Raw genomic sequence first — 25138 nt, 5'->3', positions numbered from 1 at the left:
CCCTAAAAATCAAATTGGATAAGACAGAAAAATTCTTACACTATTGTGACATTTAAATACGACGTTTTAACCATTCATTTTTTTCGATCAAACCGCTAGAATTCATGTTTTATTCTGTTACTGTTTTATACAATACAGATGTACACTAATACTAGTGAACACATGTTCGCCCATGATAATATCTGTGAAAGTATAGCCTAGAAAAATGCTGAAGCTATGCGTTTAACTTTACCTGATTAAGGTTCTTAGGAGTGCTGTTGGAGATGAATGCTCCCCTACCCAAAGCCCCAATAAATTGGATCGGTGTTTTTGCCTTGGTTTTTTTACCTCTTGTGGCAGTAATTGCGATCCCTTTATATGCCTACCACCATGATTTTAGTGCGGCAGCTTGGATTAGTTTATTCGTTTTACTCGGTCTCAGTAGTTTAGGTATTACTGCAGGTTATCATCGCTTGTGGGCACATCGTGCATACGAAGCGACTTTACCACTTAAAATCATTTTGATGATCATGGGAACTTTTGCTGTTCAAAACAGTATTTTGTTCTGGGCTTCTGGTCACCGTACACATCACCGCCATGTGGATGATGTGGATCAAGATCCGTATTCGATTAACAATGGTTTTTGGTACGCTCATATTGGCTGGATGTTACGTAATTATCCTGCTGCTGAATCAAATTATAAAAATGCACCTGATTTGTTGAATGACAAAGTGGTTATGTTCCAAGACAAGTATTATGTTCCACTTGTGATTGCTGTACATGCTGCGATTTTAGTTCCACTGGGTTGGGCTGTAGGTGACATGTGGGGCGTATTACTCTTAGGTGGTTTACTCCGCTTAATCATTAGCCACCATGTAACATTCTTTATCAACTCACTCTGCCATATGTGGGGCAAACGTCCTTATACTGACGAAAATACTGCACGTGATAACTTTGTTCTTGCCATTGCAACATGGGGCGAGGGTTATCATAACTATCACCATATTTTCCAATACGATTATCGTAATGGTGTGAAATGGTGGCAATATGATCCAACAAAATGGTTGATTTGGTCGTGCTCTAAAATCGGTTTAGCCAAGAATCTACGTCGTATCCCAAGCTTTAATATCAAAAAAGCGGAATTGGCGATGAGATTTAAATATGCTGAACAGGATTTAGCGATTTATGGTCATAACGTCAATGCAGACATCATCGCGATGAAACAAAAAGTATCGCAAGAATATGAAGCATTCACCAATACGTTAAATGATTGGGCTGCGTTAAAAGAACAAGAGCTACAAGCGAAAAAAGCATCTGTTGCTGAAAAAATCCACCAAATGGATGTCAAACTCAAAGTTGATTTCCAATTGGTCGAACAGAAACTTGCTTTCCATCGTGAACGTTTAGAAACATTGATGCGTGGAATCAAAAAGAACGTTGTTTCTTAAATTCTCAATACACATCAAAAGCAAAGCTCCGAAAGGGGCTTTTCTTTTATCCATTTTTTACAGAAACTCATACTGAGAATATTGAGAGAAAATAATATGCAAATTAATAACATCCCCTTTGGCATTACCAACTGGGCAGAAGTTCCAACAACGCGCCATGAGGGTGAGCAAGGCTTTGCACTTTGGCGCACACAACAATTTGATAATATTCGAGTGCGAATGGTCGAATATTCTGTCGATTATTTGGCTGATCACTGGTGTCTTAAAGGTCATATCCTGTTTTGCTTAGAAGGTGAATTGCACACTGAACTTGATGATGGACGTACCTTTACCTTAAAAGCAGGGATGAGTTATCAAGTTGCAGACCAAGCTGAAGCGCATCGTTCTTCTACCGCATTTGGTGCAAAACTATTTATTGTTGACTAAAACAGTCGACATTATCTCAACAGCTTAAAACTTTGCTATATTGAGAGGGACAAGTAAAACCATTGTGACCGATCGCTATGCAATTTGCCCCACGTTATCCATCTCTCGATTCAAAGCTCTACCATGAGCAAATGCCTAGTCCACTGAAAGGTGCAAAGGCTGGGCATTTTAATGCTGCGCTTGCGGATGAATTACAATGGTCTGAAGATGAAAAAGCCCAATGGGTCGAGATTTGTAGCGGACAAAAAACCTTTGCTGAATTTCATCCCCTTGCCATGGTTTATGCAGGGCATCAATTTGGACAATGGGCAGGTCAATTGGGGGATGGACGTGGCCTATTGATAGCGCAAATTTTAAATCGACAAGGTCAAACCATTGACCTACATTTAAAAGGTGCAGGCTCAACCCCCTACTCTCGTATGGGAGACGGACGTGCTGTATTACGTTCTGTGATTCGTGAATATCTAGCGGGTCATGCACTCAATGCACTGGGGGTTCCTTCAAGCAATTCTGTAGGCTTTACTTCTTCAACCCAAGGCGTACAACGAGAAAAACTTGAACTTGGTGCAATGATGTTACGCACTTCGGATTGCCACATCCGTTTAGGGCATTTTGAATGGATTAATCAATATCAGCCTGAATTACTCACTGAATTTACCCAAAAATGTATTGAATGGCACTATCCACAATGTTTGAGTACTGAACAGCAAAAGTTTGAAGACACTGTTCTAGCATTTGCAACGCAAGTGATTCAAAACACCGCTGTCATGATCGCAAAATGGCAATTGGTTGGTTTTGCACATGGGGTTATGAATACAGATAATCTCAATATTACAGGTTCTACCCTCGATTTTGGCCCTTATGGTTTTATGGAGCGTTTCCGTCCCAATTGGATCAACAATCATAGTGATTACAATGGTCGTTATACCTACCAAAACCAACCGAGTATTGCACATTGGAACTTATGGAATTGGTTAAACAATTTAATTCCACTGGCACAAGCAGAAAATAAAGAACAATTTAAGCAAGACCTCGTCGAATGTTTAGAGCATTTTGAACCGACCTTTCTAGAACATTATACCCATGGGCTATGCCAAAAACTTGGACTACCCAGCTTCCACAAAGATAGTTTTGATTGTGGTATGGCATTTTTAAGAATTCTACAAAGTGAGCAACTCGACTATACCGACAGTTTTCTTCGCTTACAGAATAAAGAATATGAAGCTATTAAAGATGATTGCCTAGATCGCTTTCAATTTGAAAACTTCTTGACGCAATATCACAATATTCGTGAGCAGCAAGATGTTGATGTACTTGATGCGGAAATGAAAAAGGCCAATCCAGTCTATATTTTAAGAAATCATATGCTACAAACAGCCATTGAACAGGCTGAACGTGATGATTTTTCTGAGGTTGATCGCCTATTTAAATTGCTTGGTCAGCCCTTTACCAAACAAACGGATTTAGAAACAGCCAAAGATTTAGCGCCTTTACCGAGCGACGTTCCTGAAGTGATGGTGAGTTGTTCTTCTTGATCAAATAAATTGCCGAATCACTTTCTTTGATCTGCCCCATCATAGTTACCCACAATTTCTGTGGATAAACTTGTGTTTATCCACAGGATAAATCCACAATCACAAATTAACTACAGCTTTTGTCTTTAGAATGAATAAAATTTAGGCAATACAGGGTTTTACAACATTAGTATTCTAAAATGAATAAAAAATACCTCATTCCATGCTTGATTCTTTTGGCTATAGCTATAGCAAGTGTCTGGACTTATCAAAAATATAATCAATTTATTCCAACCGCAAATGCTGCCATACATGTGCAGAATTTATCTGAGCAAGAGATTCAACGTCTTCGTCAAAACACGCCAATCACCGAAGTTAAAGTTTATAAATCCGATCGTATTGTTAAACTCATGCATCATGATCAAGACATACGAACATATCCAATGCGCTTAGGCTTTGATCCTATTGGACATAAAGTTAAAGAAGGTGATGGAAAAACCCCTGAAGGTCGTTATATTCTAGATTGGCGTAATCCCAATAGTGCATTTTATAAATCGCTGCATGTGTCCTATCCAAACCAACAGGATAAATCTAAAGCCAACCAACTTGGCGTTTCTCCTGGTGGCGACATTATGATTCATGGTTCAGCAACACGCTCACAAGTGGAAAAACTCCCGAGTTTAATGACCTACTTACCTAGAAATGACTGGACATGGGGGTGTATTGCCGTTAGAAATATAGATATGGATGAAATTTGGAAACTGGTCGATGATGGAACAGTGATTAGCATTTATTCATAAATAATATTTTAAAAAGAGACAGTGATGACTGGTGAAGAAATCCGAACTTTAGCATTTAAGATTGCGTCACATTTGCCTAAATCCGAACTTGACTATCCTTTTGGTGAGGATGTTCCTGTTTTTAAAGTGATGGGAAAAATGTTTATGTTAGGCTCTGAACTGCATGGCAAAAAACTGATTAATTTAAAAGTTGAACCTGATCATGGAGAAATGTTGAGAGATCTCTACCCCTCGATTCAGGTGGGCTACCATATGAATAAACGTCATTGGATTTCAATTTATGAGGGCGAGCAAATCAGTGCTGATCTGATTCAAGACTTAGTTGAAGGCTCTTATGAGCTTGTGAGCAAGAGCCTGACCAAAGCCCAAAAGCAGGTATTGGCGGTTTATCAACACATTAAATAATTAGCCGGCTTTGGATCGCACATTAGATCAACAGACCTAAGCTCTATCTATTCACGATTCAGTCAAAATTAGAATGTATCAATAAACATAAAGTTATATGTTTATTTTTCAAACATAACTTTTTACATTTATAAACATTTACCCACAATATCTGTGGATAAACCTGTGTTTATCCACAACGATGAACTTAAAATGTCGAAAACTTAATCTTCTGGATATTCAAAACGGTAGCCTACGCCATAAACAGCTTGTACCCATTCATGACGATTTCCGGTTTCCGCTGCTTCAGATATTTTACGGCGTAAGTTCTTGATATGACTATCAATAACACGATCAGCAACATCAAAACTATCTGGGTTAATATGGTCTAAAAGTTGCGCTCTAGAATAGACTTGTCCCAAATGTTCGAGGAAAAGCTCTAAAAGGCGGAATTCAGTTGGCGTTAAATTCAACGATTTTTGTTGATACCAGATACGTTGTTGTGCTTTATCAATACGAAATAAGTCATTGGCTTCAGGTTCAGCTTTACGTTCTAAACGGCGTAATACCGCTTGTACACGTGCCACCAACTCTTTTGGGCTAAAAGGTTTACAGACATAGTCATCTGCTCCCATATTTAAACCTAAGACACGATCGATTTCTTCAGTTCGTGCAGTCACCATGATAATCGGTAAGTCGGTTTGCTCACGCACTTTACGGCAAATGGTCAAACCATCCATACGTGGGACCATCAAATCCAACACCATTAAACTTGGCTTGCGTTGTAGGAAGCTGTCATACGCTTCTTGACCATCATGAAACATACTGACTTCAAAGCCCGCTGCTTCTAGATAATCCCGCACCAATTGCGCAAGTTCAACTTCATCCTCTACCAGCATGATATGCTTCATGTTGTACTATTCCTTTTAAACTTTAGTATGTTTTGAAAATGTCAGTTTGCAACGCAAACCGCCTAATGGCGAATGATCAAAAGTAAGCTGACCACCGAGTGTTTGTGCAATTTTACCTGATAAAGCCAAGCCCAATCCTGTACCGCCAGTACTACGTGTACGTGAATTATCCACACGATAGAAACGTTCGCCCAAGTGTGCAATCTGTTCATCACTCAGACCCAATGGGCTATCATCGACGATCACACTCCAAGAATCTGCATCTTGCTCTGTATGCACTTGGACTTCACCACCTGCCTCAGTATAGCGAATACTATTTCCAAGTAAGTTGACCATAATTTGCTTAAAGCGATCTATATCTAATTGTAATTTCGCTCCCTCACCTGTGGCTGAAATTGTTAAATCAGCCTGTTCAAATTTAGGTTTAAAATTCTCTATTTCTTGTAAAACCACCGACCAAGGATCAATTTCTGCAAAGTAGCATTTTAATTGTTGTGCTTCAGCTTGCGCCAAATCGGCTAAATCCTGTGTCAACTTTTTCAAGCTTGTAACCTGACGTAACATCGCTTCAAAATGTTCAGGTGTCGGCTTGCGAATTCCATCCTGCATGGCTTCAATCTGTGCTTGTAATACTGCCAATGGTGTTTTTAATTCATGTGAAGTATCTGCAACCCACTGACGGCGTGATGTTTCATGCTGGTCGAGAATGACAGCCAGTTGATTTAACTCTGTCGACAAGTCTCCTAATTCATCATTACGGTTAATCACCACTTGATGCTGGTAGTTCCCTTTGGTTAATTCGCGAGTTGCGTTCAATAAACGTTGAATCGGTGTTTTAAAATAAGTCGCCAATAACAATGCTGCAACCAAACTGGATAAGAAGGTGAAGATATAAATCAGCACTAAATAACGCTTTTGATTACTAAAGAAGTTAATACTCAGCGCATCATCCTGATCTAAAACTGGTTTTAAACCCAAGTAACCGACCACTTCGTCATTGACTAAAATCGGACGATAAGACACCTGATCATCTGACGGTTCACCTAAAATAAACTGTTGTTTTGCATCATATAAAGAAAGTCGTGAACTCAGCCCCAAACGGTCAGGCAATGACACAAATATCTTTTTGCCATTCTGCGGATTTACCGTTCGCATCGGATCTCGCGTTGGTGCTTCTTTCGCTGCAGAAGCTGCTGCTTCGTGTCCTGCTGAAAGATGACTTTTATCTTTACCTATAGGCGGTTTATTTGCTTTACGATCTGAGGGTCTATATAAGTTTTGATTTGAACTAAGCGGAAATTTCAAACCTTCAAAAGGTTGATAAGCTGAGGGTAAATTTTCTTCGAGAATTTTCAGTTCTTCTTTATCCAACTGAGACTTATGAACTGCACCGTCCGTTTGTCCCAAAGTCGCCACCATTGTATGTTCTTTAAAGTAGCGTTGCTGTAAAGCGATATCATACTGACGACGTAACCACCAGCGTGATAATTTATCATAATCATCAGGCGCAGCATCACCTTCAATTTGCAAAATTTGTGCTTGAACCGCGTTACCCCAGTCTTGATAGACCCCATATACATCTGCCAAGTTTTCGATCAGATGATCAAGTTTCTGCATTTCAACATCTGCAACATATCTGGCAAAGTTCTTTTGCATGGTCCAATGTAAGACACCCAAGCTCACTGTTGTAATGACTAAAGTTGTCAATAAAACGGTCAGAAATAAGCGTAATGCAATGGGAACTCGACGTATTTTCAAAACTGGTCTCACGTTTTTCTTCTCATTTCAACATTGTACCCAACAGTTGCTCAAAATTCTCTCCATTGTTTCTACATCATTATTATTTAATCTTTACTGTATCAACAGAACATCAAAATATTCATTGGAGTAGTAACAATGAAAGCAATGACAAAAATCGCACTGGTATCAGCAAGTATTTTAACTGCGGGGGCTTTAACAGCCTGCCAATCCAATCCTGGTCCTAAAGACGGTCCAGATGGCCGCCCAATGATGCATGGTGAACATCATAAAATGTCACCAGAACAACGTGAAGAAATGAAACAGAAGCGTGCTCAACATAAAGCGTTACGCCAACAAATGCAAAAAGCCTGTGATGGCAAAGCAATTGGTCAAACGGTTCAGGTGACAGCAGGTCAGCAAAATATTAATGGTACATGTAATATCGTATTCAAGCCTGATCACAAGGCGATGAAAGAGATGAAACAAGATTTCCGTCGAGATGGAGAACAACGTGGTTATATGATGCGCCATGATGGGCCACGTATGAAAGACATGACCGAAGAACAACGTGCTCAAATTAAGCAAGAATTTGCACAAAAACGTGCAGAACGTAAAGCGCAGTGGGATGCGATTCAAAAATCATGCACAGGACAGACTGATGGCAAAGCAATCCAAGTAAAAATGGGTGATAAAATCATCGATGGTAAATGTGTTGTTAAATTCCAACCAGAATTTAAAGCAGGCGAAAACATGCCCATGATGCCATCAAAAGTTTAATTCATATCTCGGCTAAATATAAAAAACGACCCAAAAGGGTCGTTTTTTATTTGTCACGATCATTTATTTGAGTTTACTTGGAATTATCCGAAATCAAAGCCACTTGTTGGGCATAATTTAATAACTTAAGTTTAGAAGCCGCTAATTCTTCAGCAGTAGCTTGACGGGTGATATCCCGATGAATGCGCAATACATGCTGACGTAAAGAATGACTTTCTGCAGCATTATAAGATTTACAGAATTCTTTAATTGCAGGATCACGCTGTTCAATCATTCGATCAACCCAACGATCCAATTGCGCCAACTTTTTAATCCCTTGTTTAGGGGTTAAATAAGACAAAATGATAGCTTCATCTTCATTACGCAAAAGCTTACCAATCCGTTGAAATTGACGGCGACGTGCTTCAAAAGATGTGATCAATTGCACATCAAGCAAAGCCTCAATCAACCGATCTTCAACAGGTAAAGATTCAATTTGTTTCTTTGACAACTCTGCGAGTTGTTCACCTAAAGCAGCCATACGTTGTACAGCTTTTTTCTGTTCGGTTTTACTTGCACGCCCTTCTAAAGACTCAAAATCATCTTCAGTAAAACGTTGCGGACGACGTGCCACGATTATTCTGCCTCGTAAAATTTATCTGCGAACAGTGCTTGAACTTCAGACAAAGCTTTTTCTTCATCTGCACCATCAATCACTAGACGCAAGGTGGTTCCTTTACCCGCTCCGAGCATAAGTAAAGAAAGGATATTCTTGGCATCGACTAACTTGTCACCCTTACCAATTTGAATAGAGCATTTAAATTTAGTCGTGACTTCGATTAGTTTTCCAGATGCACGCGCATGTAATCCTAATTTATTAATTACGTCAACAGTTGTGTCAATCATGACCAGTGCTTCATTTCTCTATGTAATACCTGAATAGTCCATTTCGACTCAAGAGCCTTTTTCAACCTATCCACAATATAAACCGAACGATGTTGCCCCCCCGTACAGCCAATTGACACTGTAATATAGTGACGATGACCTTCCGAAAAAGCAGGCAACCACTTATTTAAAAACTGATAGATGTCTTGATACATCTCATTTGCTTGCTCGCTGGCTTCTAAAAATTTACGTACTGGTTCATCTAAACCCGAATATTTACGTAACTCTAAATCCCAATGTGGATTCGGCAAATGCCTTACATCAAAAACAAAATCTGCATCTAATGGAATACCATGTTTATAACCAAAAGATTGCAAAATTAAAATGAGTTTATCGGACTGTCCCAGTTTGGACAATAAGGTATCTTTTAAATCGTGTACACTTTTATCCGTTGTATCGATATGTACTGTTGCTCGCAGTTGAATCGGGAGCAATAAATTTTTTTCTTCTTGAATACATTCATTCAAACTTTGGAAGCGGTTTGACAAAGGATGTGGACGTCGCGATGCGCTAAAACGTGAAATCAACTCCTGATCACGCGTCGTTAAATAAATAACGTCTACGCTGCCATGTTTCTGTAACTGTTGAAAAACCTGATCAAAACCTTGTAAATCTTCTTTGGCACTTCGAACATCGACACCGAGTGCCAATAATTCTAAATTGTTTTCTCTATCCAGCTTTTCAACGATTTCAGGAAGCAATGCCAAAGGCAAATTATCGATACAGTAATAACCCAAATCTTCAAGCACCTGCAAAGCAGATGATTTACCTGAACCAGACTGTCCTGTTACGATAAGTATGCGCTTCATGGCATGGCGATCCTAAAAGCAAAGTTTATGTAAAATGTTTTACTTGTAAATTGTCAATCAGACGAGTCTTGCCTAATTTCGCTGCAACAAACAATACAACATCTTGGTCGAATTGTTCAACTTTTTGCAACGTTGGACTACGTGCTTCGACATAATCCACAATCAATCCTGCATCATTTAAACTTTCACGAATTTGCGCCAAGACATCTGCAAGTGCTTTACCTGCATGTAAATCTTGTTCAGCAGTCGTTAAGCTCTTAAAAATAACAGGAGCTGTTTGACGATCTTGTTCAGATAAGTAACCATTACGAGAACTTAAGGCCAAACCATCTTCAGCACGTGCAATTGGCACACCAATCACTTCAATTGGCATATTCAAATCACGAACAACCTGCTTAATCACAGCCAATTGTTGATAATCTTTCTGTCCAAAAAATGCAAAGTTCGGCTGTACAATATTAAACAATTTGGTGACAACGACAGCGACACCATCAAAATGACCGGGACGTTGTAAACCGCACAAATCATTGGTAATTTCGCCTACACTGATATTGGTTAAGCGCGGAAATTTACCATACATTTGTTCCACAGAAGGTGCAAAAACAATGTCGCAACCCACTTCAGCAAGTAAATTACTGTCTTGCTCAAGTGTACGAGGATAATTATCAAAATCTTCATTCGGTCCAAATTGGATTGGATTGACGAAAATACTGACCACCACCACATCACATAATTTACGCGCTTCACGAACCAGGTTTAAGTGGCCTTGATGTAGATTTCCCATCGTCGGTACAAAACCAATGATTTTACGTGCCGATCGAGCAGGTTGAAGTGATGCTGTTAATCCTTGAATGGTCGTTTCTGTTTTCATGTTTACAGCTCTACTTGGAAAGTATGTTCTTTGGCAGGGAATGATTGCTCTTGTACAGCAACATGATATGCCTTAAATGCATCCACGATTGCAGTTTCCCCTGCTTGTTCTTTCATAAAATTACGTACAAAACGTGCCACTTTACCAAACGTCAAACCAAGCATATCTTGCACCACAAGTACTTGACCATCGGTATCTGCACCAGCACCAATGCCAATCACAGGAACGTGTGGGAACAATTCAGCAATTTCTTTACCCATCTGTGCCGGAACACATTCAAGCAATAACACAGCGGCACCTGCATCAACTACAGCTTTACAGTCCGCAATCAGTTGATCTGCTGATTCACGCGTTTTCGCTTGTAATTTATAACCACCAAAAACATGCACCGATTGTGGTGTTAAACCCAAATGTACACAAACAGGAATACCATTTCGTGTCAAAACTTCTACAGTTTCAGCCAGCCACTCACCGCCCTCAATTTTCACCATTTGAGCGCCCGCTTGCATCACGGTTTTTGAATTGAGCAACGCATCATTGAGCGTGGCATAACTCATAAAGGGTAAATCACACAGGACAAACGCATGTTGATTTGCACGACGTACAGCCGCAGTATGATAGGCCATATCTGCAACAGTCACAGGCAAGGTAGAATCATGCCCTTGGATTGTCATCCCTAAAGAGTCACCAATCAAAATGGTGTCAATCTCAGCAACTTCCATACCTTTTGCCATACTTGCATCATAGCAAGTTAAGCATGAAAATTTACGTCCCTGAGTTTTGAATTGTCTTAAATCACTTAGGCTAATCATGACGATATTCCTCTATCAATGAGAGTTCCTCTGCCCATTCAATCCTTTAATCAGCCCATGACTGATCTGCTAAAACACGAAGGGTTGAATGTTGCACGAAATCTAACTTTTGCAATGATTGTCCATTGACTTGGAGCTCAGGATCGAGATCCAACAATGGAATCACCACAAAATCACGCTCTAAAATACCGATATGCGGTACTGTGAGCCGCTCATTTATAATGTTTTTTTCAGCATAAAGCAAAAGATCTAGATCTAAAGTACGCTCACCCCAGCGGCGTAACCGTACTCGACCTGATTCATTTTCAATACGTTGCAGCTCATCCAGCAAGGCCAAAGGCGCTAAATCGGTGTGTAATTCTGCAACTGCATTGTGATAATTTGGCTGATCTTGAGGCCCCATCGGCGGGCTTTGATACAGCTTTGAAACGATAACAACACCTAAGTTTCTGAGTTTTTCTACAGCTTCCCGTAAAATTTGCTCAGAATCACCTAGATTACTGCCTAAACCAATATAGGTTTTAATCATGATTGGGTCGGTCCAAAAATCACACTGCTTAAATCACGTTGTACGCGTCTACGCTTGGTAATTGGATGATCCGCTGTGATCTCGCCTTTGTTTACTGCTGTTCGAGCATCATTTCTACTTCTAAAATCTTGAGATGATGTTGAATTTGGCTTAGCCCGTGAACGACGGCTACGAGATTCTTGTTCTTTCACCAATGGTTCAATTTGCGTGGAAGCTGCTGCTTTTACATCTTCAACAGGGGCAACTTCAGCAAGTTTCTTACGACTCTTGGCACGCTGACGATTATAGCTGCCAATTGCACGCTCTTTCTCATCAGTCGACATGTCTTGGTAAGCTTCCCACCATGCACCCATACCATTGGTAGAAGCATCACCTGACTTCTCTCTCAACAGCAAGAAGTCAAATCCTGCACGGAAACGTGCATGACCCGAAAGCGCTTCAATCTGTTGTGGTTTCGGGTTGAGCAAACGGCTTTGCATTTCCCAAACTTCACGAATAAAGGTTTCGGCAAAACGAGGAATAATGGTTCGTGTCGCTTGGCGTTTTAACACATCCAAACCTGCTTGAGCACGTGCTTCTGCAGCAACCACACCTTTAGCATGGTAGAAATCACAACGCGCTAAGAAATTATTCCAGAGCAATACCGCATAGAAAAATGCAGGATTAATGGTTTTACCCATTTGAATCCGTTGATCGGTATTTTTCGCTGCACGCTCTATAAATTGAGTAATCTCAGGGCTAATATCAGCAAATAATTGCTTCCAAATACCAAATTCAATCAACATCGGCATCACACGATGCAAATGCCCCATGGTGAATAATTTTTGCGACTCATCATATAAACGATGCGGAGAAACATCACGCAGCAATTGCGTCATTTCTTGGGTAAAAACGTCTAATATTTTAAGATCTATACTAAAATTTAACTTCGCAGCAAAACGTAATGTACGCAACATCCGTACTGGATCTTCTTCAAAACGAAGTGCGGGATCACCCAATAGTCTTAAAGTTTTGGTTTTTATATCATCAATAGCATGACAAAAATCGAGCACTTCCCCTTTTCGAGGTTGGTAATACATGGCATTGATGGAAAAATCACGTCGAGCAAAATCTTGCTCTATTGTTCCCCAATTGTTGTCACGTAAAATCATCCCTTGTGCAGAGGTAATGGCTTTTTTCGGTGGGGCACGGAATGTCGCCACCTCAATCAATTCACGACCTGAGTACACATGTGCCAATTCAAAACGTCGCCCAATAATTCGGCAACGACGACCAAATACCTCTTTCACCTGTGAAGGTGTTGCATTGGTCACAGCATCGTAGTCTTTCGGATTTAAGCCAAGCATTAAATCACGTACACCACCACCGACTATATAAGCTTCATAGCCAGCTTTAGTTAAAGAATCAATAACATCTAAAATGGAGGAAGGTAATTGAGCGGTGGATAACCCACACTTTGACGCACGCAAAGTTTGCAAAAGACACTGTCTCCTACGTCAGGACGTAAAAATCATAATTGTGCTAATGATATCGCTTACACAGCTAAAGGGCAATTTGATTCTCGCAAACTTCACTTGAATTTATGGACTATTGATAATTCGTCGATCTACAGGCTGTTAAACCCATCATAAACTCAGCCGTGCTCTATTCTGCTCGAAAAGTTTCTCGCCAATCCCTTTGACCTTTTTTAAGTCATCGATACTTTTAAATCCGCCATTCTGATTACGATAAGCAATAATCGCCTGTGCTTTCTTTGCCCCCACACCCGTGAGCTGTTGTAATTGTTCAGCATTTGCAGAATTTAAACTGACTTTTAAAGCTGAGCTGTTTGAAGACTGGGCAGATGATGAAGGGCCTTTGTGACTACTGTTCGATGGCGATTTTTGGCTATTCGGTCGTGAAAGATAGTATTGATCGTCGACTTTTTTTAATTGTGCATCATGGGCCTGTTGTTGTGCTTTCCAGTTGAGATAAGCTTGATCAAACTGTTGTGCATACAAGCTCAAGGAGCAACTCAAAAGCACCAATAAAAAAGACGATTTAATTAGTTTTACTACACGATTAAAATAAAAATGCTGATTACTCATTGCTAACCTGTGATTTTAATTGTTGCTTTGCCTGATCCCAAAGAAGATCCATTTCTTCTAAAGACACATCTTCTAATCTTTTATTTTTAAAATTGATTTGATCTTCAATATAAGCAAAGCGAGATTTAAATTTATAAATGGTTCCTAACAGCGCCATCTCACTTGAAATGCCTAGTTTACGCCCTACATTGATTAAAGAAAATAAACAATCACCAAATTCATCCATAATTTCATCAGGTTTTTCCGATTGCAGCGCCTCTTCAAACTCTACCAGTTCTTCTTTGACTTTATCGTAGGCCTGCGCCACATCAGGAAAATCAAAGCCTACTTTTGCGACATTTTTTTGAATGTTTTCTGCCTGAGATAAAGCGGGACCATGTTTTACCGCATCTAATCGAGATTGAGTTTTGCCCTGTTTTTCTTGTTGTTTAATTTCCTGCCACAACACCGACACTTGTTCAGGGGTTAAATTATCAAATTGTTGTTTTTGGAAAACATGTGGATGGCGTCGGATCAATTTTTGACAAAGTACATCGACAACATCATTAAAATCAAAAGCCCCCTGCTCACTGTACATCTGTGATTGAAAAACCACTTGCAGCAATAAATCACCTAATTCATTTTTAATTTCATCTATATCACCAGAACGTACTGCTTCTTCCACCTCATACGCCTCTTCAATCGCATAGCGCGTTAAACTTTCAGGTGTCTGTTCACGATCCCAAGGGCATTCTGCACGTAATTGTTTCATGATGGCGAATAGCTGTTGCATTTTATGTCCTTTAAGATCAATAACAAATGACTGCACCACACTTGTTGTTATGCATATTTTATGTTCAACTCTTTGCAATCAAAATAAACTAAAAAGGATGCTGCAATGAGTCAAAGCATATTCATTAGTGGTGCTGCGCAAGGGATTGGGGCTGCGATTGCACGTCTATTCTACCAACAAGGTTATCAAGTTGGTATTTATGATATCAATGAAGCGCAGGCTCAAATTTTAGCAGATCAATTGGGTGACAATGCCAAAGCGGGCAAATTAGATGTGAGCGATTATGCGCAATGGCAAACCGCGCTTAAAGAATTTTCTCAATGGGCAAATGGTCTCAACATTTTAGTCAATAATGCTGGAATTCTTTATTCTGGAGATTTTGAAAAAACTGAGATTAGTGCCCATCACCGCACAATCAATATCAATGTCAATGGCGTTTTAAATGGCTGTCATGCCGCACTTCCTTATCTAAAACAAGCGAAATTTGCGCGTATCATCAATCTTTCCTCAGCATCAGCCATTTATGGACAAGCAGATTTAGTCTCTTATTCTGCCAGTAAATTTGCCGTACGCGGTATTACAGAAGGATTAGATATCGAATGGCAAAAATATGGTATTCGCGTACTGGATGTGATGCCGCTTTTTGTCCAAACAGCGATGGTGACAGACATGGATGCAGGCGCGATTCAAAATATTGGAGTCAGTCTCACGCCCCAAGATGTTGCCGAACAAGTGTTTGCCTTAGTCAAAGCCAAAGGAAGCATCTTAACGGCTACGCATACGCCTGTGGGATTGAAAACCAAAATTATGTTCCAACTGTCTGCAATCAGCCCCCAGTTTGTCAATCGTTTAGCCAATTTACTGCTCACCAAAAAATAATTTTTGCTCGCCTATAGGTCATAAAACAATTATGGCGTATAGGCTTAGCCCATTTATATTGATATAAAAATATTTTAGATTTTGATTGTAATGCCGCCTTATGGAAAGCGCCTATTTCGCTTCCTGACAGCTTTGTAATTTTTGTTTTTGTTATTTTAATTTATAGTTTTGTTTCCAATGTGCAAATGGAATAAACAATGAAAAAAACACTCCTAACAATAACCATACTTGCATCAAGTACAATCCTAACTGCTGCCCCACTGAGCACTACTGAACTAAAAAGTATGGATTGTGCCGCGCTTGCTGTTGAAAAAGCCAATGCAAGCCGCGTGCTCTCCTCTTCTGAAACTAAGGCAACGGGCAAAACCATTAGTAAATGGGCGGGTCTTGCAAGTAGTGCTTTAAATGCTTTTGGTGGGGGCTCTGATACAGCATCCAAAGCTGGAGGCTTTGCCAATAAGGTCTCGACTGAGTCAGATCCTGGTCAAGTCGATACTCAACTTATGACTGATGCTCAAGCCAACATAGAAAATATCGCCATTTACCAAAACTCAAAAAAATGTAGCGTGTAATTTTTATAGGGTGATTTCAAATCAAAAAAACCTGCATTGTGCAGGTTTTTTTGAAATAAATGAGGTCAGAACAGCGAACTAATTGCCTTGAACCAAACGTCGAGCACTGATAATGCCAGGCTGTTGTTCCAATCTCGCCAAGAGGCGAGACAATTGTGCCAAGCCTTTCACTTCAATCAACAATTTCATATTGGCAATACCATCTGCTTCAGAAATCGTATTCACCTGACGGATATTGATCTGATCTGAAAAAATCACTTGGGTCAAATCTTTTAACAAACCACGGCGATCATACGCTTCCACCACAATTTGCACACTTTGCCCACGTGTCGGTTGCATTTCCCAATCTGCTTCAACCGCACGATCAGGTTCTAACTTGATCATGCGCATATAATCTGGGCATGCAACCTTGTGAATACTGACACCGCGATTCAATGTGATATATCCAGCAATCGATTCACCATGAACAGGCTGACAACATTGTGCAATATGTAATTCAACATTGTCCAAACCATCAATTAAAATTCCATGCGCCGACAAGGTATGACTTGCGCGTGGATTTAATGTTGGTTTTAAAACCAACTCTGGTTCATCCTGATCTAAGTGCATGTGGCGATTGACTTGATTGATCAAGGCATGCAGGCTAATTTCCCCACTCACCAATGACACAAGAATGTCATCCCCAGTTTTCACATTGAAATGATTACAATAATCACTTAAATCAATACTTTTCGGGTGAATCGCTAAACGTGAAAGTTCTTTATTTAGCAACTCACGCCCAACTTCCAAATTTTTACTGCGATCTTGCTGTCTAAACCAGTGGCGCAACTTGTCACGCGCACGTGCTGTTTTAATATAACCCAAAGAGTTAACCAACCAATCACGATTGGGTTCACGATCTTTCTTGGTTAAAATCTCAACCTGTTCACCTGTTTTTAAGGTATAGGTTAACGGCACATAGCGTTGGTTGACCCGTGATGCATAGCACTTATTGCCGACCTCGGTATGCACATGATAAGCAAAATCAAGCACCGTCGATCCGCGTGGTAATTCTTTAATATCCCCATCACGACTAAACACATAGATTTTTTCAAAACCTTCAAAATCTTGAATTTGTTCAAAATCTTCTGTTTCATCTTCATTGGGATGTGCACTGGTTTCGGTACGTTCTTGATAATGCTCAAGCACTGCACGTAAAGAATGCAAACGATGATTAAATGAATAGTCAGTGGTTTTCGAGCCTTCTTTATAATTGAAGTGTGAACACACGCCCAACTCGGCTTCTTCATGCATTTCTTTGGTTCGAATCTGGATTTCCAAAGATTTATTTTCTGCAATCACCGCAGTATGTAAAGAGCGATAACCATTGGCTTTGGGGTTGGTAATATAGTCATCGAACTGATGAGGAATATGACGCCAAATTTGATGCACAATGCCTAAAGCGTGATAACACTCTGCGACAGATTTAACCAAAACCCGTAACGCACGAATATCATAAAGCTGATCAAAACTCAGATTTTTACTCTTCATTTTGCGGTAGATCGAATAAATATGTTTTACCCGACCTGAAATCTCGGCCTCGATATCATGCCCAGCCAGCTCATTCTTGAGTTTATCCACCACAAACTGAATATATTGCTCACGCTCTAGACGCTTTTCATTAAGTAAAGAAGCAATCTCTTTATAACGTTCAGGTGCCAAATAACGGAAAGCAAGATCTTCGAGCTCCCACTTTAATTGCGCAATGCCTAAACGATGCGCCAAAGGCGAATAGATGGTGAGAATTTCTCGTGCAACACGCTCTTGACGCTCTTTTGAAGAATGCGCCAATTCACGTAAAGCAAAGGTACGTTCAGCCAGTTTAATCAATACCACGCGAACATCTTCTGTCACAGAAATCAACATCTTGTAGATGCCCGTCAGGTGTTCACGCTGATTATTATTAAAGTGATCTTCTAAACGTTTATTCTTTTCAATCAGTTCAGAAAGTTTACCCATCGCCAAAGTGCCTTTGACAAGGTTATAAACCTGCTCACCGCATTGTTGCTGTATTTCCTCTAAAGTCGTGAGATCTTCACGCACACTACGATAAAGCACAGCTGCTGCCAGCGTATCTTCATCGACGTGTAAATGCGCAAGGATATCGGCCATTCCAATGCCTGTTGCAAAGGTATTGGTTCTGGAATTTACTGTGGTCGCCAATTCTTTTTGTAATACTAATTGCGCGACTTCTTCTAACTGCTTAAGTTCAGCACCGTCTAAAATTCCACGCACTCGATCTAGCCAAGTTGCTAGAGCCTGTTGCGCTTCATCGGCATGTTCTACAGTCGCTTCCTCTGATAGCTCATTGAGCTGATCAGGAAGTTGCTCACGTACTGTGACCATACCCTACTCCTCTAACTCTATATTTCATTATAAATCGTTTATCTCTAATTTCTTTTCAAACAAAGCAATCGATTCTACATGCCCTGTGTGCGTAAACATGTCCATCACACCGGCTTTAGTGAGCTGATAACCATGTTGTACCAAAATTCCAGCATCTCTCGCCAATGTTGCGGGATTACACGACACATAAACGATTCTTTGCGCACCAAATTTGGGCAAATAATGCATAACTTGTTCTGCACCCGCACGAGGAGGGTCAATCAATAATGCATCAAATCCTTGATTTGCCCAAGAATAATGCGAAAAGTCTTTTGTTAAATCTTGTGAATAGAATTTAACATTGCTTATGCGATTGTTCAGTGCATTTTCTGTACCACGCCTCACCATCGCTTCGCTACCTTCAACAGCAATGACTTTTCCTGTAGCACCCACACGTTGAGCGAGCGGCAGAGAAAAATTCCCCAATCCACAAAATAAATCCAAAACAGTTTCACCTGCTTTCAACTCAAGCAAATCACATGCCAGATTAACCATCTGCGGATTTACAGTGGGATTCACTTGGGTAAAATCTGTTGGATTAAACGCAAACTCAATATCAAAATCTTTTAAACGGTAATGCAAATGCATGTCTGCCTGAGCATCATCTAGACGTTGTACACTTTCCACACCCGCAGGTTGCAAATACAACTGCCACTGTTTCTGTAACGCATATTGTTGCAATAGGTTGACATCATGGGCTTTTAATTTTTCAGTATGGCGAACCAATAATGAAATTTCGCTATCGCCTTTGGCTAATTCTATATGACCAATGCTGCTTTTGCCTTTTAGACTTTCGAGTAATGCCTTGATTTCAGGTAAAGCCTGATCTAATTCAATATCTAAAATTTTACAGGTTTCAATTGCAGTTAAGTGGTTGCTCTGTGCTTCACGAAAACCCATCAGTAATTTATTTTGTTTAGCTAAATAACGCACCCCTATTCGGGCTTTATGTCGATAGTCGGTACGTGTTGAACGCAATGGCGCTAACCACTGTTCAGGCACTAAACCCGCAAAGTGGCTAAGATGTGATTTTAAAACATCTTGTTTTAAGCGAATTTGCTCATCTGGATGAATATGTTGCATATTGCATCCACCGCAAGTACCAAAATGTGGACAGATCGGTTGAATACGATGTGGATTTGGCTCACTGAGTAATTCAATACTGTCCGCTTCTTCAAGTTTGGATACTTGACGCGTCACTTGAGCTTTTACGATTTCACCAGGCAGTGCATAGCGAATAAAAACTTTTTTACCCTGCTTTTCACTTGGATGATTGAGTTCTGTACCATAATGCGCAATCCCTCGCCCTTCGTGTGACAATCTTTCAACTTTAAAAATATATTGTGGAAGCTGAGATGGTCGAGGTTTGGCTCTATGTTTCAAAGGGATACCTAATCGGGTGTGGAGGAAAAATCTGCTTGAGTAAATTCAGTTCGTTGTGAGGTTTCACGCCAAACATTTAAAAACTCATGTTGTTGAGTTTGTCCTTGCAAATAATGAATAGAGGCTTGAATCCATAAACGGTGATCTTGCAAAGAAATCTGACCTTTAAGCAAAGCCCATCTTAAGAAAATCAACCATGTATTTAAAACATCACCTTCGCAATAGCTGGTGAGTTTCAACCATTGCTGTGTATTCACATATTCGGGAACAAAATAACCTGAAATACCACGTTTACCGGGATAACCCAATAAATGTGCAACATCATCCAATTTCTGGAAATGACGTCCATTAAACATCGCCATGACATCCATTAAGTCGACATGACGGTTGTGGTATCTGTTCTGATAGTTATTATACCTTTTTTGTGTGTCAATCTCACCTTGATCGAACAAACTTGGTGCAGATAGTCCATGGTACATGGCACGGAATAAAATCACAGGCAAATCAAACTGTGAGCCATTCCAGCTCACGAGTGTTGGATGTCTTTTATCAAAGATAGATAAAAATTTTTGTAAAATTTCAGTTTCAGTATAGTGCTCTCGACTAAATGAAAACAGTTTCATCACACCATTTTCATCAATCCACAATCCTGAAATACAGACAATTTCATGTAAAGCCAAGCGCTGAAAATCCATCCCCGATTCTTGACGGCGTAGTTTTGCCAACGCCTGTTCTAAATCGTCCTGTGGTAAATCCAAGCCATATAAATGCGCCCCTGACTTAAGATCGGTCAGGGTTTCGATATCAAAAACTAAAACTGGAAGACGCATAAAAGCTTTACTCAATACTCAAGTTTGCCATCATGAAGCAATTTATGACTTCGAAGCAACTATTCTTCATCCTCAACAGAGAACAAACCTGTAGAAAGATAACGATCACCTCTGTCACAGACAATACAGACAATCACTGCGTCTGGATTTTCTTCAGCAATTTTAACCGATGCCCATACAGCACCACCTGAAGAAGTCCCAGCACTAATGCCTTCTTGACGTGCTAAACGGCGTGCGGTTTTTTCTGCTTCAATTTGCGGAATATCCATGATCTGATCGACACGGCTTGGATCAAAAATAGTCGGTAAGTATTCTTGTGGCCAACGACGAATACCCGCAATATTTGAACCTTCTGAAGGTTGTAATCCGATAATTTGAATATCTGGATTTTGTTCTTTTAAATATTTAGAGATCCCCATGATCGTGCCCGTTGTGCCCATAGAGCTCACGAAATGGGTGATTTTCCCTGCGGTTTGTTGCCAAATTTCAGGGCCTGTAGTCAGGTAGTGTGCTTCCACATTGTCTGGGTTGCCAAACTGATTTAATACTAAACCTTGGCCTTCACTTTGCATTTGCAAAGCCATATCACGCGCAACTTCCATATTGGTTGCTTCGATCAATTCAGCCCCATAGGCACGCATCGCATCTTTACGCTCTTGACTAGAGTTCCCTGGCATGATCAATTTCATTTTATAACCACGCATTGCGGCGACCATTGCCAACGCAATCCCAGTATTTCCACTCGTCGCCTCAATCAACGTATCACCTGGCTTAATTTGACCACGCTGTTCAGCTTTCATGATCATGTTATATGCAGGACGATCTTTGACAGAACCAGCAGGATTATTGCCTTCTAGCTTTGCCAATACTGTTGCTTGAGTATGACTTGCCAAACGTTGTAAACGCACCAAAGGAGTTTTTCCTACATAGTGATCTAACAAAAATTCGTCGGCTAAGAAATCAGGTTGTGTGTGACTCATCGGTTGCACCTATATCGAGGTGGGCATATTGTATGAAAAAAAGAAACATACTGCACATCTTTCCGCTTCATTTTGCTTGGAATGATCAAACTAAATTCATATATATCAACACACCCAAGTAGGAGCATGATTTTCTTTATTGAATAAAATTAAATACATATAAAAAAATAAACTTTACTTAGAATTAGAAATGATAAAGTTATCTATAAAACAGCATAACTCATTTTCAATTCACAAGATTTTTAGTCATATTGTCATGCAGGATGATTAAAGCATGTTAATATCTTTGCCATGGGCAATGAGTTGCTGGAACAATGTCGAATTTCAATAAAAAACTCTTTAAACGCTTAAAACTCAATCACGCTTATGGTCAACTTATTGCGTTAATTTTCGTGCCAATTATGATTTTGGCATGTGTTGGAGCAGCACTGGTTCTTTCTGAAACATCAGCTGCCGCCAAGTCTAAACAGCGCTTCCAAGCCATCGCGATATTGAGCCGTTACCAATATACTGCTGAGCAACTCACCGCAGTCATGGAACAAGATCCAATTCAACACGCCAAAGCTGAAAGCATTTTACAAAAAATGTTTAACGAAAAGCATTTACTTAGTGCAGCGATTTTAGATGAAAATAACGTTAATCATTTAAGTGTAGGCTACCAAAATCAACGTGCTTGGCCAAAAATTCCAAAATCAGGCACTTTCTTTGGGCCAATTCAAAATAAGTACAACAATATTTATGGGATTAAACTTAATCCCAGCAAATCTGCTGAAAATATGTGGTTGGTGATTGAACTTGATAATCAACCTTTAGAAATTTCACATTATCGTGTCATGATCGTGTTGATTACGACGGCCTTATTAACGCTATTGTTGCTTCTATTGTGTCTAAACTTCTATTCAAGACGCTGGATTGCACCGATGTACGAAATTCGGATGCAATTGCAACGCTTAAATGCAGATACGCTTGATCAACATATGGTGATCAACAGTACTGGGGAACTGCGCTTATTACAGCGTGATATTGCCAATGTAGTGAAACGGCTACATTTCAGCTTCCTTGAGCTAAAAGAACATACTGAACAAACAGAAGATGACTTACGTCGTACATTAGACACCTTAGAAGTCCAGAACATTACCTATAAACAAGCCCGTGATCAGGCGATTTCATCCAATCAGGCGAAGTCGGTCTTCCTTGCCAATATCAGTCATGAATTACGTACCCCATTAAATAGTATTGATGGCTTTATTCATTTGATGTTGCGCCAAGACAATTTAAGCAATGATCAAAGTTTATATTTACAGACCATCCGTAAGTCTTCTGCACATTTATTGGCATTGATTAATGATGTACTCGATTTCTCGAAAATTGATGCAGGTAAATTAGAACTCGAAACCGCACCTTTTGATCTTGAAGAAGCAATTTTCGATGTGATGGATATGCTCTCGCCATTGGCAGCGCAAAAGCATATCGAGATGGCATTCTATTTTGCAGACAATGTGCCTAAACATGTCATTGGTGATGCCTTACGCTTTAAACAAGTGCTGACCAATCTGATTTCCAATGCGATTAAATTCACCCCTGATGGTGAAATTATTGTTCGTGCGCGGATGGAACATGATGATATCGGGCAATGTTTGCTGCACTTTAGTGTACAAGACAGTGGTATTGGTTTAAGTGGTACCGATCGTAAACGACTATTTGAATCATTCTCTCAAGGTGATGCTTCTGTCACTCGCCAATTTGGTGGTACAGGACTCGGTTTAGCCATTTCCAAGCAACTTGTACATTTGATGCATGGTCAAATTGGCTTTGAAGATAACCAAGAACGTGCACCAACAGAAAAAGGTTCAACCTTCTGGTTTACTGCCATGTTAACGGTAAATGAAGATGAAGAAATTGTTCATCCATCATTTAAAAACTTAAATGTGGTGTCTTTCTTGGCACACCCTGCAACCGCCAACGTATTGCGTCATTACTTAGAAGACTATCAAGTTCAGCACACCGAAGCACAATCGATTTTAGATCTGTTTAGCCGCCTAAATAGCCTAGAAAAAAATACTGAAAATACTTGGTTGATCGTTGATCACAGTGGAGATACTGAAGCCTTACTTAAAGAAATTCGTGGTCGTTATCAAGGTCATTTGGCGGTATATGGTTATCAAATGTCACTTGATCCAAATATGTTGACTGAATATAAAGCGCGTCCGCTGTATCAACCACTGAGCCGTAGTTCAGTGATTCAACTATTAAGTAATCAGCCTGTTTTTGAACAAGAACATCATAAAGACTTTAAAGGGCAAGATTTACACGTTTTAGCAGTAGATGATCATTTACCGAATTTGATCGTACTAGAAGCGCTATTAGGTGAGCTCAATGTAAAAACCACCAAGGCACTCAGCGGTCAAGAAGCCTTAACCATTATTCAGCAAGGAGTTGAACAAGGCGCTAAACCATTTGATCTTATCTTTATGGATATCCAAATGCCAGTCATGTCTGGGATAGATACCACACGGGCGATTCGCTCTTTGGAATCTACCTTAGATGGTATGCGGATGCCGATTATTGCGTTAACAGCTCATGCATTGGCCGATGAAAAACAAAAACTACTCAAAGTGGGTATGGACGACTATGTAACCAAGCCGATCCAGATTGAACAAATTATTCAAATTCTCACCAATTGGACAAGCGATAAATTTATTCAACATCAGCAACCTATAGAAAACACAGTATATATCGAAGCGCTGGATGCGTATATTTTAGATTGGAAACAAAGCCTTGCTTTAGCAGCCAATAAAGAAGATCTCGCACAAGATTTGTTAAAAATGCTCGTCGACAGCTTCCCAACAGAGCTAGCTGAAATTGAGCAACTCATTGAGCTTGAGGACTTCCCACAATTAGAACATGTCTTACATCGCTTATATGGTGCTACCCGTTATGTCGGTACACCAAAATTGCAACGTATTACAGGTGATTTTGAACAATTCATTTCCATGCTACGTAAAGAGCGTCGCAAAGCAGATGAAGCCTTTATCCAAGACGTGATGAAACGCTTTGATGAGCTTCAATTGGCGATTCATGAAGTTGAAACAGCGGCACAACAGATTTTACCCGTTTCATAAATACAGCGCAGTTCTACCCGATTCAGGGCTATAAATGCTTTTCTTATCGCGTTTTAAGCTGTTTTTTAAATCCTCAGGATACAACCCAAATTGACTCTGGGTTTTATCCTGCGTATGGTTTTTATTGTTTCTTTAAAACAGCATGAATTAGAACAATCTTTTTAT

Annotated in this window: 24 protein-coding genes; 9 read left to right on the top strand and 15 right to left on the bottom strand. The window is 40.0% G+C overall.

What is annotated here, in order from left to right; genetic code table 11:
- The first annotated feature begins 263 nt into the window (after positions 1-263).
- From ACQ7EO_RS02805 to ACQ7EO_RS02785, 5 genes are all read left to right on the top strand, one after another.
- Positions 264-1427: an acyl-CoA desaturase gene (locus tag ACQ7EO_RS02805; protein ID WP_004725954.1), complete on the top strand. Its 1164-nt coding sequence runs from the start codon at positions 264-266 to the stop codon at positions 1425-1427.
- Between the two features lie 96 nt (positions 1428-1523).
- Positions 1524-1853 (top strand): DHCW motif cupin fold protein, encoded by a 330-nt coding sequence (locus ACQ7EO_RS02800; protein WP_004725953.1) that lies wholly within the window; start codon positions 1524-1526, stop codon positions 1851-1853.
- Positions 1854-1930: 77 nt separating this feature from the next.
- Entirely contained in the window at positions 1931-3388 is a 1458-nt protein-coding gene (locus ACQ7EO_RS02795; RefSeq protein WP_056512344.1) for a protein adenylyltransferase SelO, read from the top strand.
- 179 nt (positions 3389-3567) lie between these two features.
- Positions 3568-4167 carry a L,D-transpeptidase family protein gene (locus ACQ7EO_RS02790; RefSeq protein ID WP_004817028.1) on the top strand — a complete coding sequence of 200 codons (600 nt, stop codon included), beginning with the start codon at positions 3568-3570 and terminating at the stop codon, positions 4165-4167.
- A 24-nt stretch (positions 4168-4191) separates the two neighbouring features.
- Positions 4192-4572: an MmcQ/YjbR family DNA-binding protein gene (locus tag ACQ7EO_RS02785; protein WP_056512341.1), complete on the top strand. Its 381-nt coding sequence runs from the start codon at positions 4192-4194 to the stop codon at positions 4570-4572.
- 203 nt (positions 4573-4775) lie between these two features.
- On the opposite strand, the gene ACQ7EO_RS02780 is transcribed toward ACQ7EO_RS02785, so the two are convergent.
- Entirely contained in the window at positions 4776-5462 is a 687-nt protein-coding gene (locus ACQ7EO_RS02780) for a response regulator (RefSeq protein WP_004725942.1), read from the bottom strand.
- 15 nt (positions 5463-5477) lie between these two features.
- Positions 5478-7220 (bottom strand): sensor histidine kinase efflux regulator BaeS, encoded by a 1743-nt coding sequence (baeS, locus tag ACQ7EO_RS02775; RefSeq protein ID WP_035370610.1) that lies wholly within the window; start codon positions 7218-7220, stop codon positions 5478-5480.
- 138 nt (positions 7221-7358) lie between these two features.
- Between baeS and ACQ7EO_RS02770 the strand changes: the two genes are divergently transcribed.
- Complete coding sequence (locus ACQ7EO_RS02770; protein ID WP_434278829.1) at positions 7359-7979, top strand: hypothetical protein; 621 nt, start codon at positions 7359-7361, stop codon at positions 7977-7979.
- A 73-nt stretch (positions 7980-8052) separates the two neighbouring features.
- On the opposite strand, the gene yjgA is transcribed toward ACQ7EO_RS02770, so the two are convergent.
- The 9 genes from yjgA to mazG form a co-directional block, all read right to left on the bottom strand.
- Positions 8053-8592, bottom strand: coding sequence for a ribosome biogenesis factor YjgA (yjgA, locus tag ACQ7EO_RS02765; RefSeq protein ID WP_004725935.1), 540 nt, complete (start codon positions 8590-8592; stop codon positions 8053-8055).
- Positions 8593-8594: 2 nt separating this feature from the next.
- Positions 8595-8864 carry an HPr family phosphocarrier protein gene (locus tag ACQ7EO_RS02760; protein ID WP_004725933.1) on the bottom strand — a complete coding sequence of 90 codons (270 nt, stop codon included), beginning with the start codon at positions 8862-8864 and terminating at the stop codon, positions 8595-8597.
- Positions 8861-9712, bottom strand: a complete 852-nt coding sequence (gene rapZ / locus ACQ7EO_RS02755; RefSeq protein ID WP_004725931.1) for an RNase adapter RapZ — start codon at positions 9710-9712, stop codon at positions 8861-8863. The genes ACQ7EO_RS02760 and rapZ overlap by 4 nt, the downstream gene beginning before the upstream one ends.
- Before the next feature lie 25 nt (positions 9713-9737).
- Entirely contained in the window at positions 9738-10583 is an 846-nt protein-coding gene (gene panC / locus ACQ7EO_RS02750; RefSeq protein WP_434278828.1) for a pantoate--beta-alanine ligase, read from the bottom strand.
- Between the two features lie 2 nt (positions 10584-10585).
- Positions 10586-11395 carry a 3-methyl-2-oxobutanoate hydroxymethyltransferase gene (gene panB, locus ACQ7EO_RS02745; protein WP_239044860.1) on the bottom strand — a complete coding sequence of 270 codons (810 nt, stop codon included), beginning with the start codon at positions 11393-11395 and terminating at the stop codon, positions 10586-10588.
- A gap of 46 nt (positions 11396-11441) precedes the next feature.
- A complete protein-coding gene (gene folK / locus ACQ7EO_RS02740) occupies positions 11442-11927 on the bottom strand; it encodes a 2-amino-4-hydroxy-6-hydroxymethyldihydropteridine diphosphokinase (protein ID WP_096735161.1) in 486 nt (161 codons plus the stop codon).
- On the bottom strand, positions 11921-13402 hold the full coding sequence (gene pcnB / locus ACQ7EO_RS02735; RefSeq protein ID WP_434278827.1) for a polynucleotide adenylyltransferase PcnB: 1482 nt from the start codon (positions 13400-13402) through the stop codon (positions 11921-11923). Before pcnB ends, folK begins: the two co-directional genes overlap by 7 nt.
- Before the next feature lie 147 nt (positions 13403-13549).
- A complete protein-coding gene (locus ACQ7EO_RS02730) occupies positions 13550-14011 on the bottom strand; it encodes a ComEA family DNA-binding protein (RefSeq protein WP_004817015.1) in 462 nt (153 codons plus the stop codon).
- Positions 14004-14783: a nucleoside triphosphate pyrophosphohydrolase gene (gene mazG / locus ACQ7EO_RS02725; RefSeq protein WP_434278826.1), complete on the bottom strand. Its 780-nt coding sequence runs from the start codon at positions 14781-14783 to the stop codon at positions 14004-14006. The genes ACQ7EO_RS02730 and mazG overlap by 8 nt, the downstream gene beginning before the upstream one ends.
- Before the next feature lie 105 nt (positions 14784-14888).
- Between mazG and ACQ7EO_RS02720 the strand changes: the two genes are divergently transcribed.
- Together ACQ7EO_RS02720 and ACQ7EO_RS02715 are read left to right on the top strand one after the other, a co-directional pair.
- The gene (locus ACQ7EO_RS02720; RefSeq protein WP_105714385.1) at positions 14889-15662 is read left to right on the top strand and encodes an SDR family oxidoreductase; all 774 of its coding nucleotides are present in this window, start codon (positions 14889-14891) and stop codon (positions 15660-15662) included.
- A gap of 197 nt (positions 15663-15859) precedes the next feature.
- Positions 15860-16234 carry a hypothetical protein gene (locus tag ACQ7EO_RS02715; protein ID WP_096735165.1) on the top strand — a complete coding sequence of 125 codons (375 nt, stop codon included), beginning with the start codon at positions 15860-15862 and terminating at the stop codon, positions 16232-16234.
- A gap of 78 nt (positions 16235-16312) precedes the next feature.
- Here the strand turns inward: ACQ7EO_RS02715 and ACQ7EO_RS02710 are convergent, their stop codons facing one another.
- Genes ACQ7EO_RS02710 through cysM form a run of 4 tightly spaced genes read right to left on the bottom strand, consistent with a single transcriptional unit; the run spans position 16313 to position 21851 of the window.
- On the bottom strand, positions 16313-18619 hold the full coding sequence (locus ACQ7EO_RS02710) for a RelA/SpoT family protein (protein WP_004725915.1): 2307 nt from the start codon (positions 18617-18619) through the stop codon (positions 16313-16315).
- 27 nt (positions 18620-18646) lie between these two features.
- Positions 18647-20041 (bottom strand): 23S rRNA (uracil(1939)-C(5))-methyltransferase RlmD, encoded by a 1395-nt coding sequence (gene rlmD, locus ACQ7EO_RS02705; protein ID WP_434278825.1) that lies wholly within the window; start codon positions 20039-20041, stop codon positions 18647-18649.
- A gap of 8 nt (positions 20042-20049) precedes the next feature.
- The gene (locus ACQ7EO_RS02700) at positions 20050-20871 is read right to left on the bottom strand and encodes a 3'-5' exonuclease (RefSeq protein ID WP_004725911.1); all 822 of its coding nucleotides are present in this window, start codon (positions 20869-20871) and stop codon (positions 20050-20052) included.
- 59 nt (positions 20872-20930) lie between these two features.
- A complete protein-coding gene (gene cysM, locus ACQ7EO_RS02695) occupies positions 20931-21851 on the bottom strand; it encodes a cysteine synthase CysM (RefSeq protein ID WP_004725909.1) in 921 nt (306 codons plus the stop codon).
- 314 nt (positions 21852-22165) lie between these two features.
- On the opposite strand from cysM, the gene ACQ7EO_RS02690 reads away from it, so the two are divergent.
- Positions 22166-24973, top strand: a complete 2808-nt coding sequence (locus tag ACQ7EO_RS02690; RefSeq protein ID WP_434278824.1) for a GacS-like sensor histidine kinase — start codon at positions 22166-22168, stop codon at positions 24971-24973.
- The last annotated feature ends 165 nt before the right edge of the window (positions 24974-25138 follow it).

Source organism: Acinetobacter sp. CE-15, assembly GCF_051059255.1.
Taxonomy (GTDB): domain Bacteria; phylum Pseudomonadota; class Gammaproteobacteria; order Pseudomonadales; family Moraxellaceae; genus Acinetobacter; species Acinetobacter guillouiae.
The sequence above is the reverse complement of the archived record's forward strand: the minus strand, read 5'-3'. Positions and strand labels throughout refer to the sequence as shown.

Excerpts from the sequence above, each read along its gene's own strand:
- ACQ7EO_RS02805 (WP_004725954.1), top strand. The coding sequence starts at position 264 with ATGAATGCTCCCCTACCCAAAGCCCCAATAAATTGGATCGGTGTTTTT.
- ACQ7EO_RS02800 (WP_004725953.1), top strand. The coding sequence starts at position 1,524 with ATGCAAATTAATAACATCCCCTTTGGCATTACCAACTGGGCAGAAGTT.
- ACQ7EO_RS02795 (WP_056512344.1), top strand. The coding sequence starts at position 1,931 with ATGCAATTTGCCCCACGTTATCCATCTCTCGATTCAAAGCTCTACCAT.
- ACQ7EO_RS02790 (WP_004817028.1), top strand. The coding sequence starts at position 3,568 with ATGAATAAAAAATACCTCATTCCATGCTTGATTCTTTTGGCTATAGCT.
- ACQ7EO_RS02785 (WP_056512341.1), top strand. The coding sequence starts at position 4,192 with ATGACTGGTGAAGAAATCCGAACTTTAGCATTTAAGATTGCGTCACAT.
- ACQ7EO_RS02780 (WP_004725942.1), bottom strand. The coding sequence starts at position 5,462 with ATGAAGCATATCATGCTGGTAGAGGATGAAGTTGAACTTGCGCAATTG.
- ACQ7EO_RS02770 (WP_434278829.1), top strand. The coding sequence starts at position 7,359 with ATGAAAGCAATGACAAAAATCGCACTGGTATCAGCAAGTATTTTAACT.
- ACQ7EO_RS02760 (WP_004725933.1), bottom strand. The coding sequence starts at position 8,864 with ATGATTGACACAACTGTTGACGTAATTAATAAATTAGGATTACATGCG.
- rapZ (WP_004725931.1), bottom strand. The coding sequence starts at position 9,712 with ATGAAGCGCATACTTATCGTAACAGGACAGTCTGGTTCAGGTAAATCA.
- panC (WP_434278828.1), bottom strand. The coding sequence starts at position 10,583 with ATGAAAACAGAAACGACCATTCAAGGATTAACAGCATCACTTCAACCT.
- panB (WP_239044860.1), bottom strand. The coding sequence starts at position 11,395 with ATGATTAGCCTAAGTGATTTAAGACAATTCAAAACTCAGGGACGTAAA.
- ACQ7EO_RS02730 (WP_004817015.1), bottom strand. The coding sequence starts at position 14,011 with ATGAGTAATCAGCATTTTTATTTTAATCGTGTAGTAAAACTAATTAAA.
- mazG (WP_434278826.1), bottom strand. The coding sequence starts at position 14,783 with ATGCAACAGCTATTCGCCATCATGAAACAATTACGTGCAGAATGCCCT.
- ACQ7EO_RS02720 (WP_105714385.1), top strand. The coding sequence starts at position 14,889 with ATGAGTCAAAGCATATTCATTAGTGGTGCTGCGCAAGGGATTGGGGCT.
- ACQ7EO_RS02715 (WP_096735165.1), top strand. The coding sequence starts at position 15,860 with ATGAAAAAAACACTCCTAACAATAACCATACTTGCATCAAGTACAATC.
- ACQ7EO_RS02710 (WP_004725915.1), bottom strand. The coding sequence starts at position 18,619 with ATGGTCACAGTACGTGAGCAACTTCCTGATCAGCTCAATGAGCTATCA.
- ACQ7EO_RS02700 (WP_004725911.1), bottom strand. The coding sequence starts at position 20,871 with ATGCGTCTTCCAGTTTTAGTTTTTGATATCGAAACCCTGACCGATCTT.
- cysM (WP_004725909.1), bottom strand. The coding sequence starts at position 21,851 with ATGAGTCACACACAACCTGATTTCTTAGCCGACGAATTTTTGTTAGAT.
- ACQ7EO_RS02690 (WP_434278824.1), top strand. The coding sequence starts at position 22,166 with ATGTCGAATTTCAATAAAAAACTCTTTAAACGCTTAAAACTCAATCAC.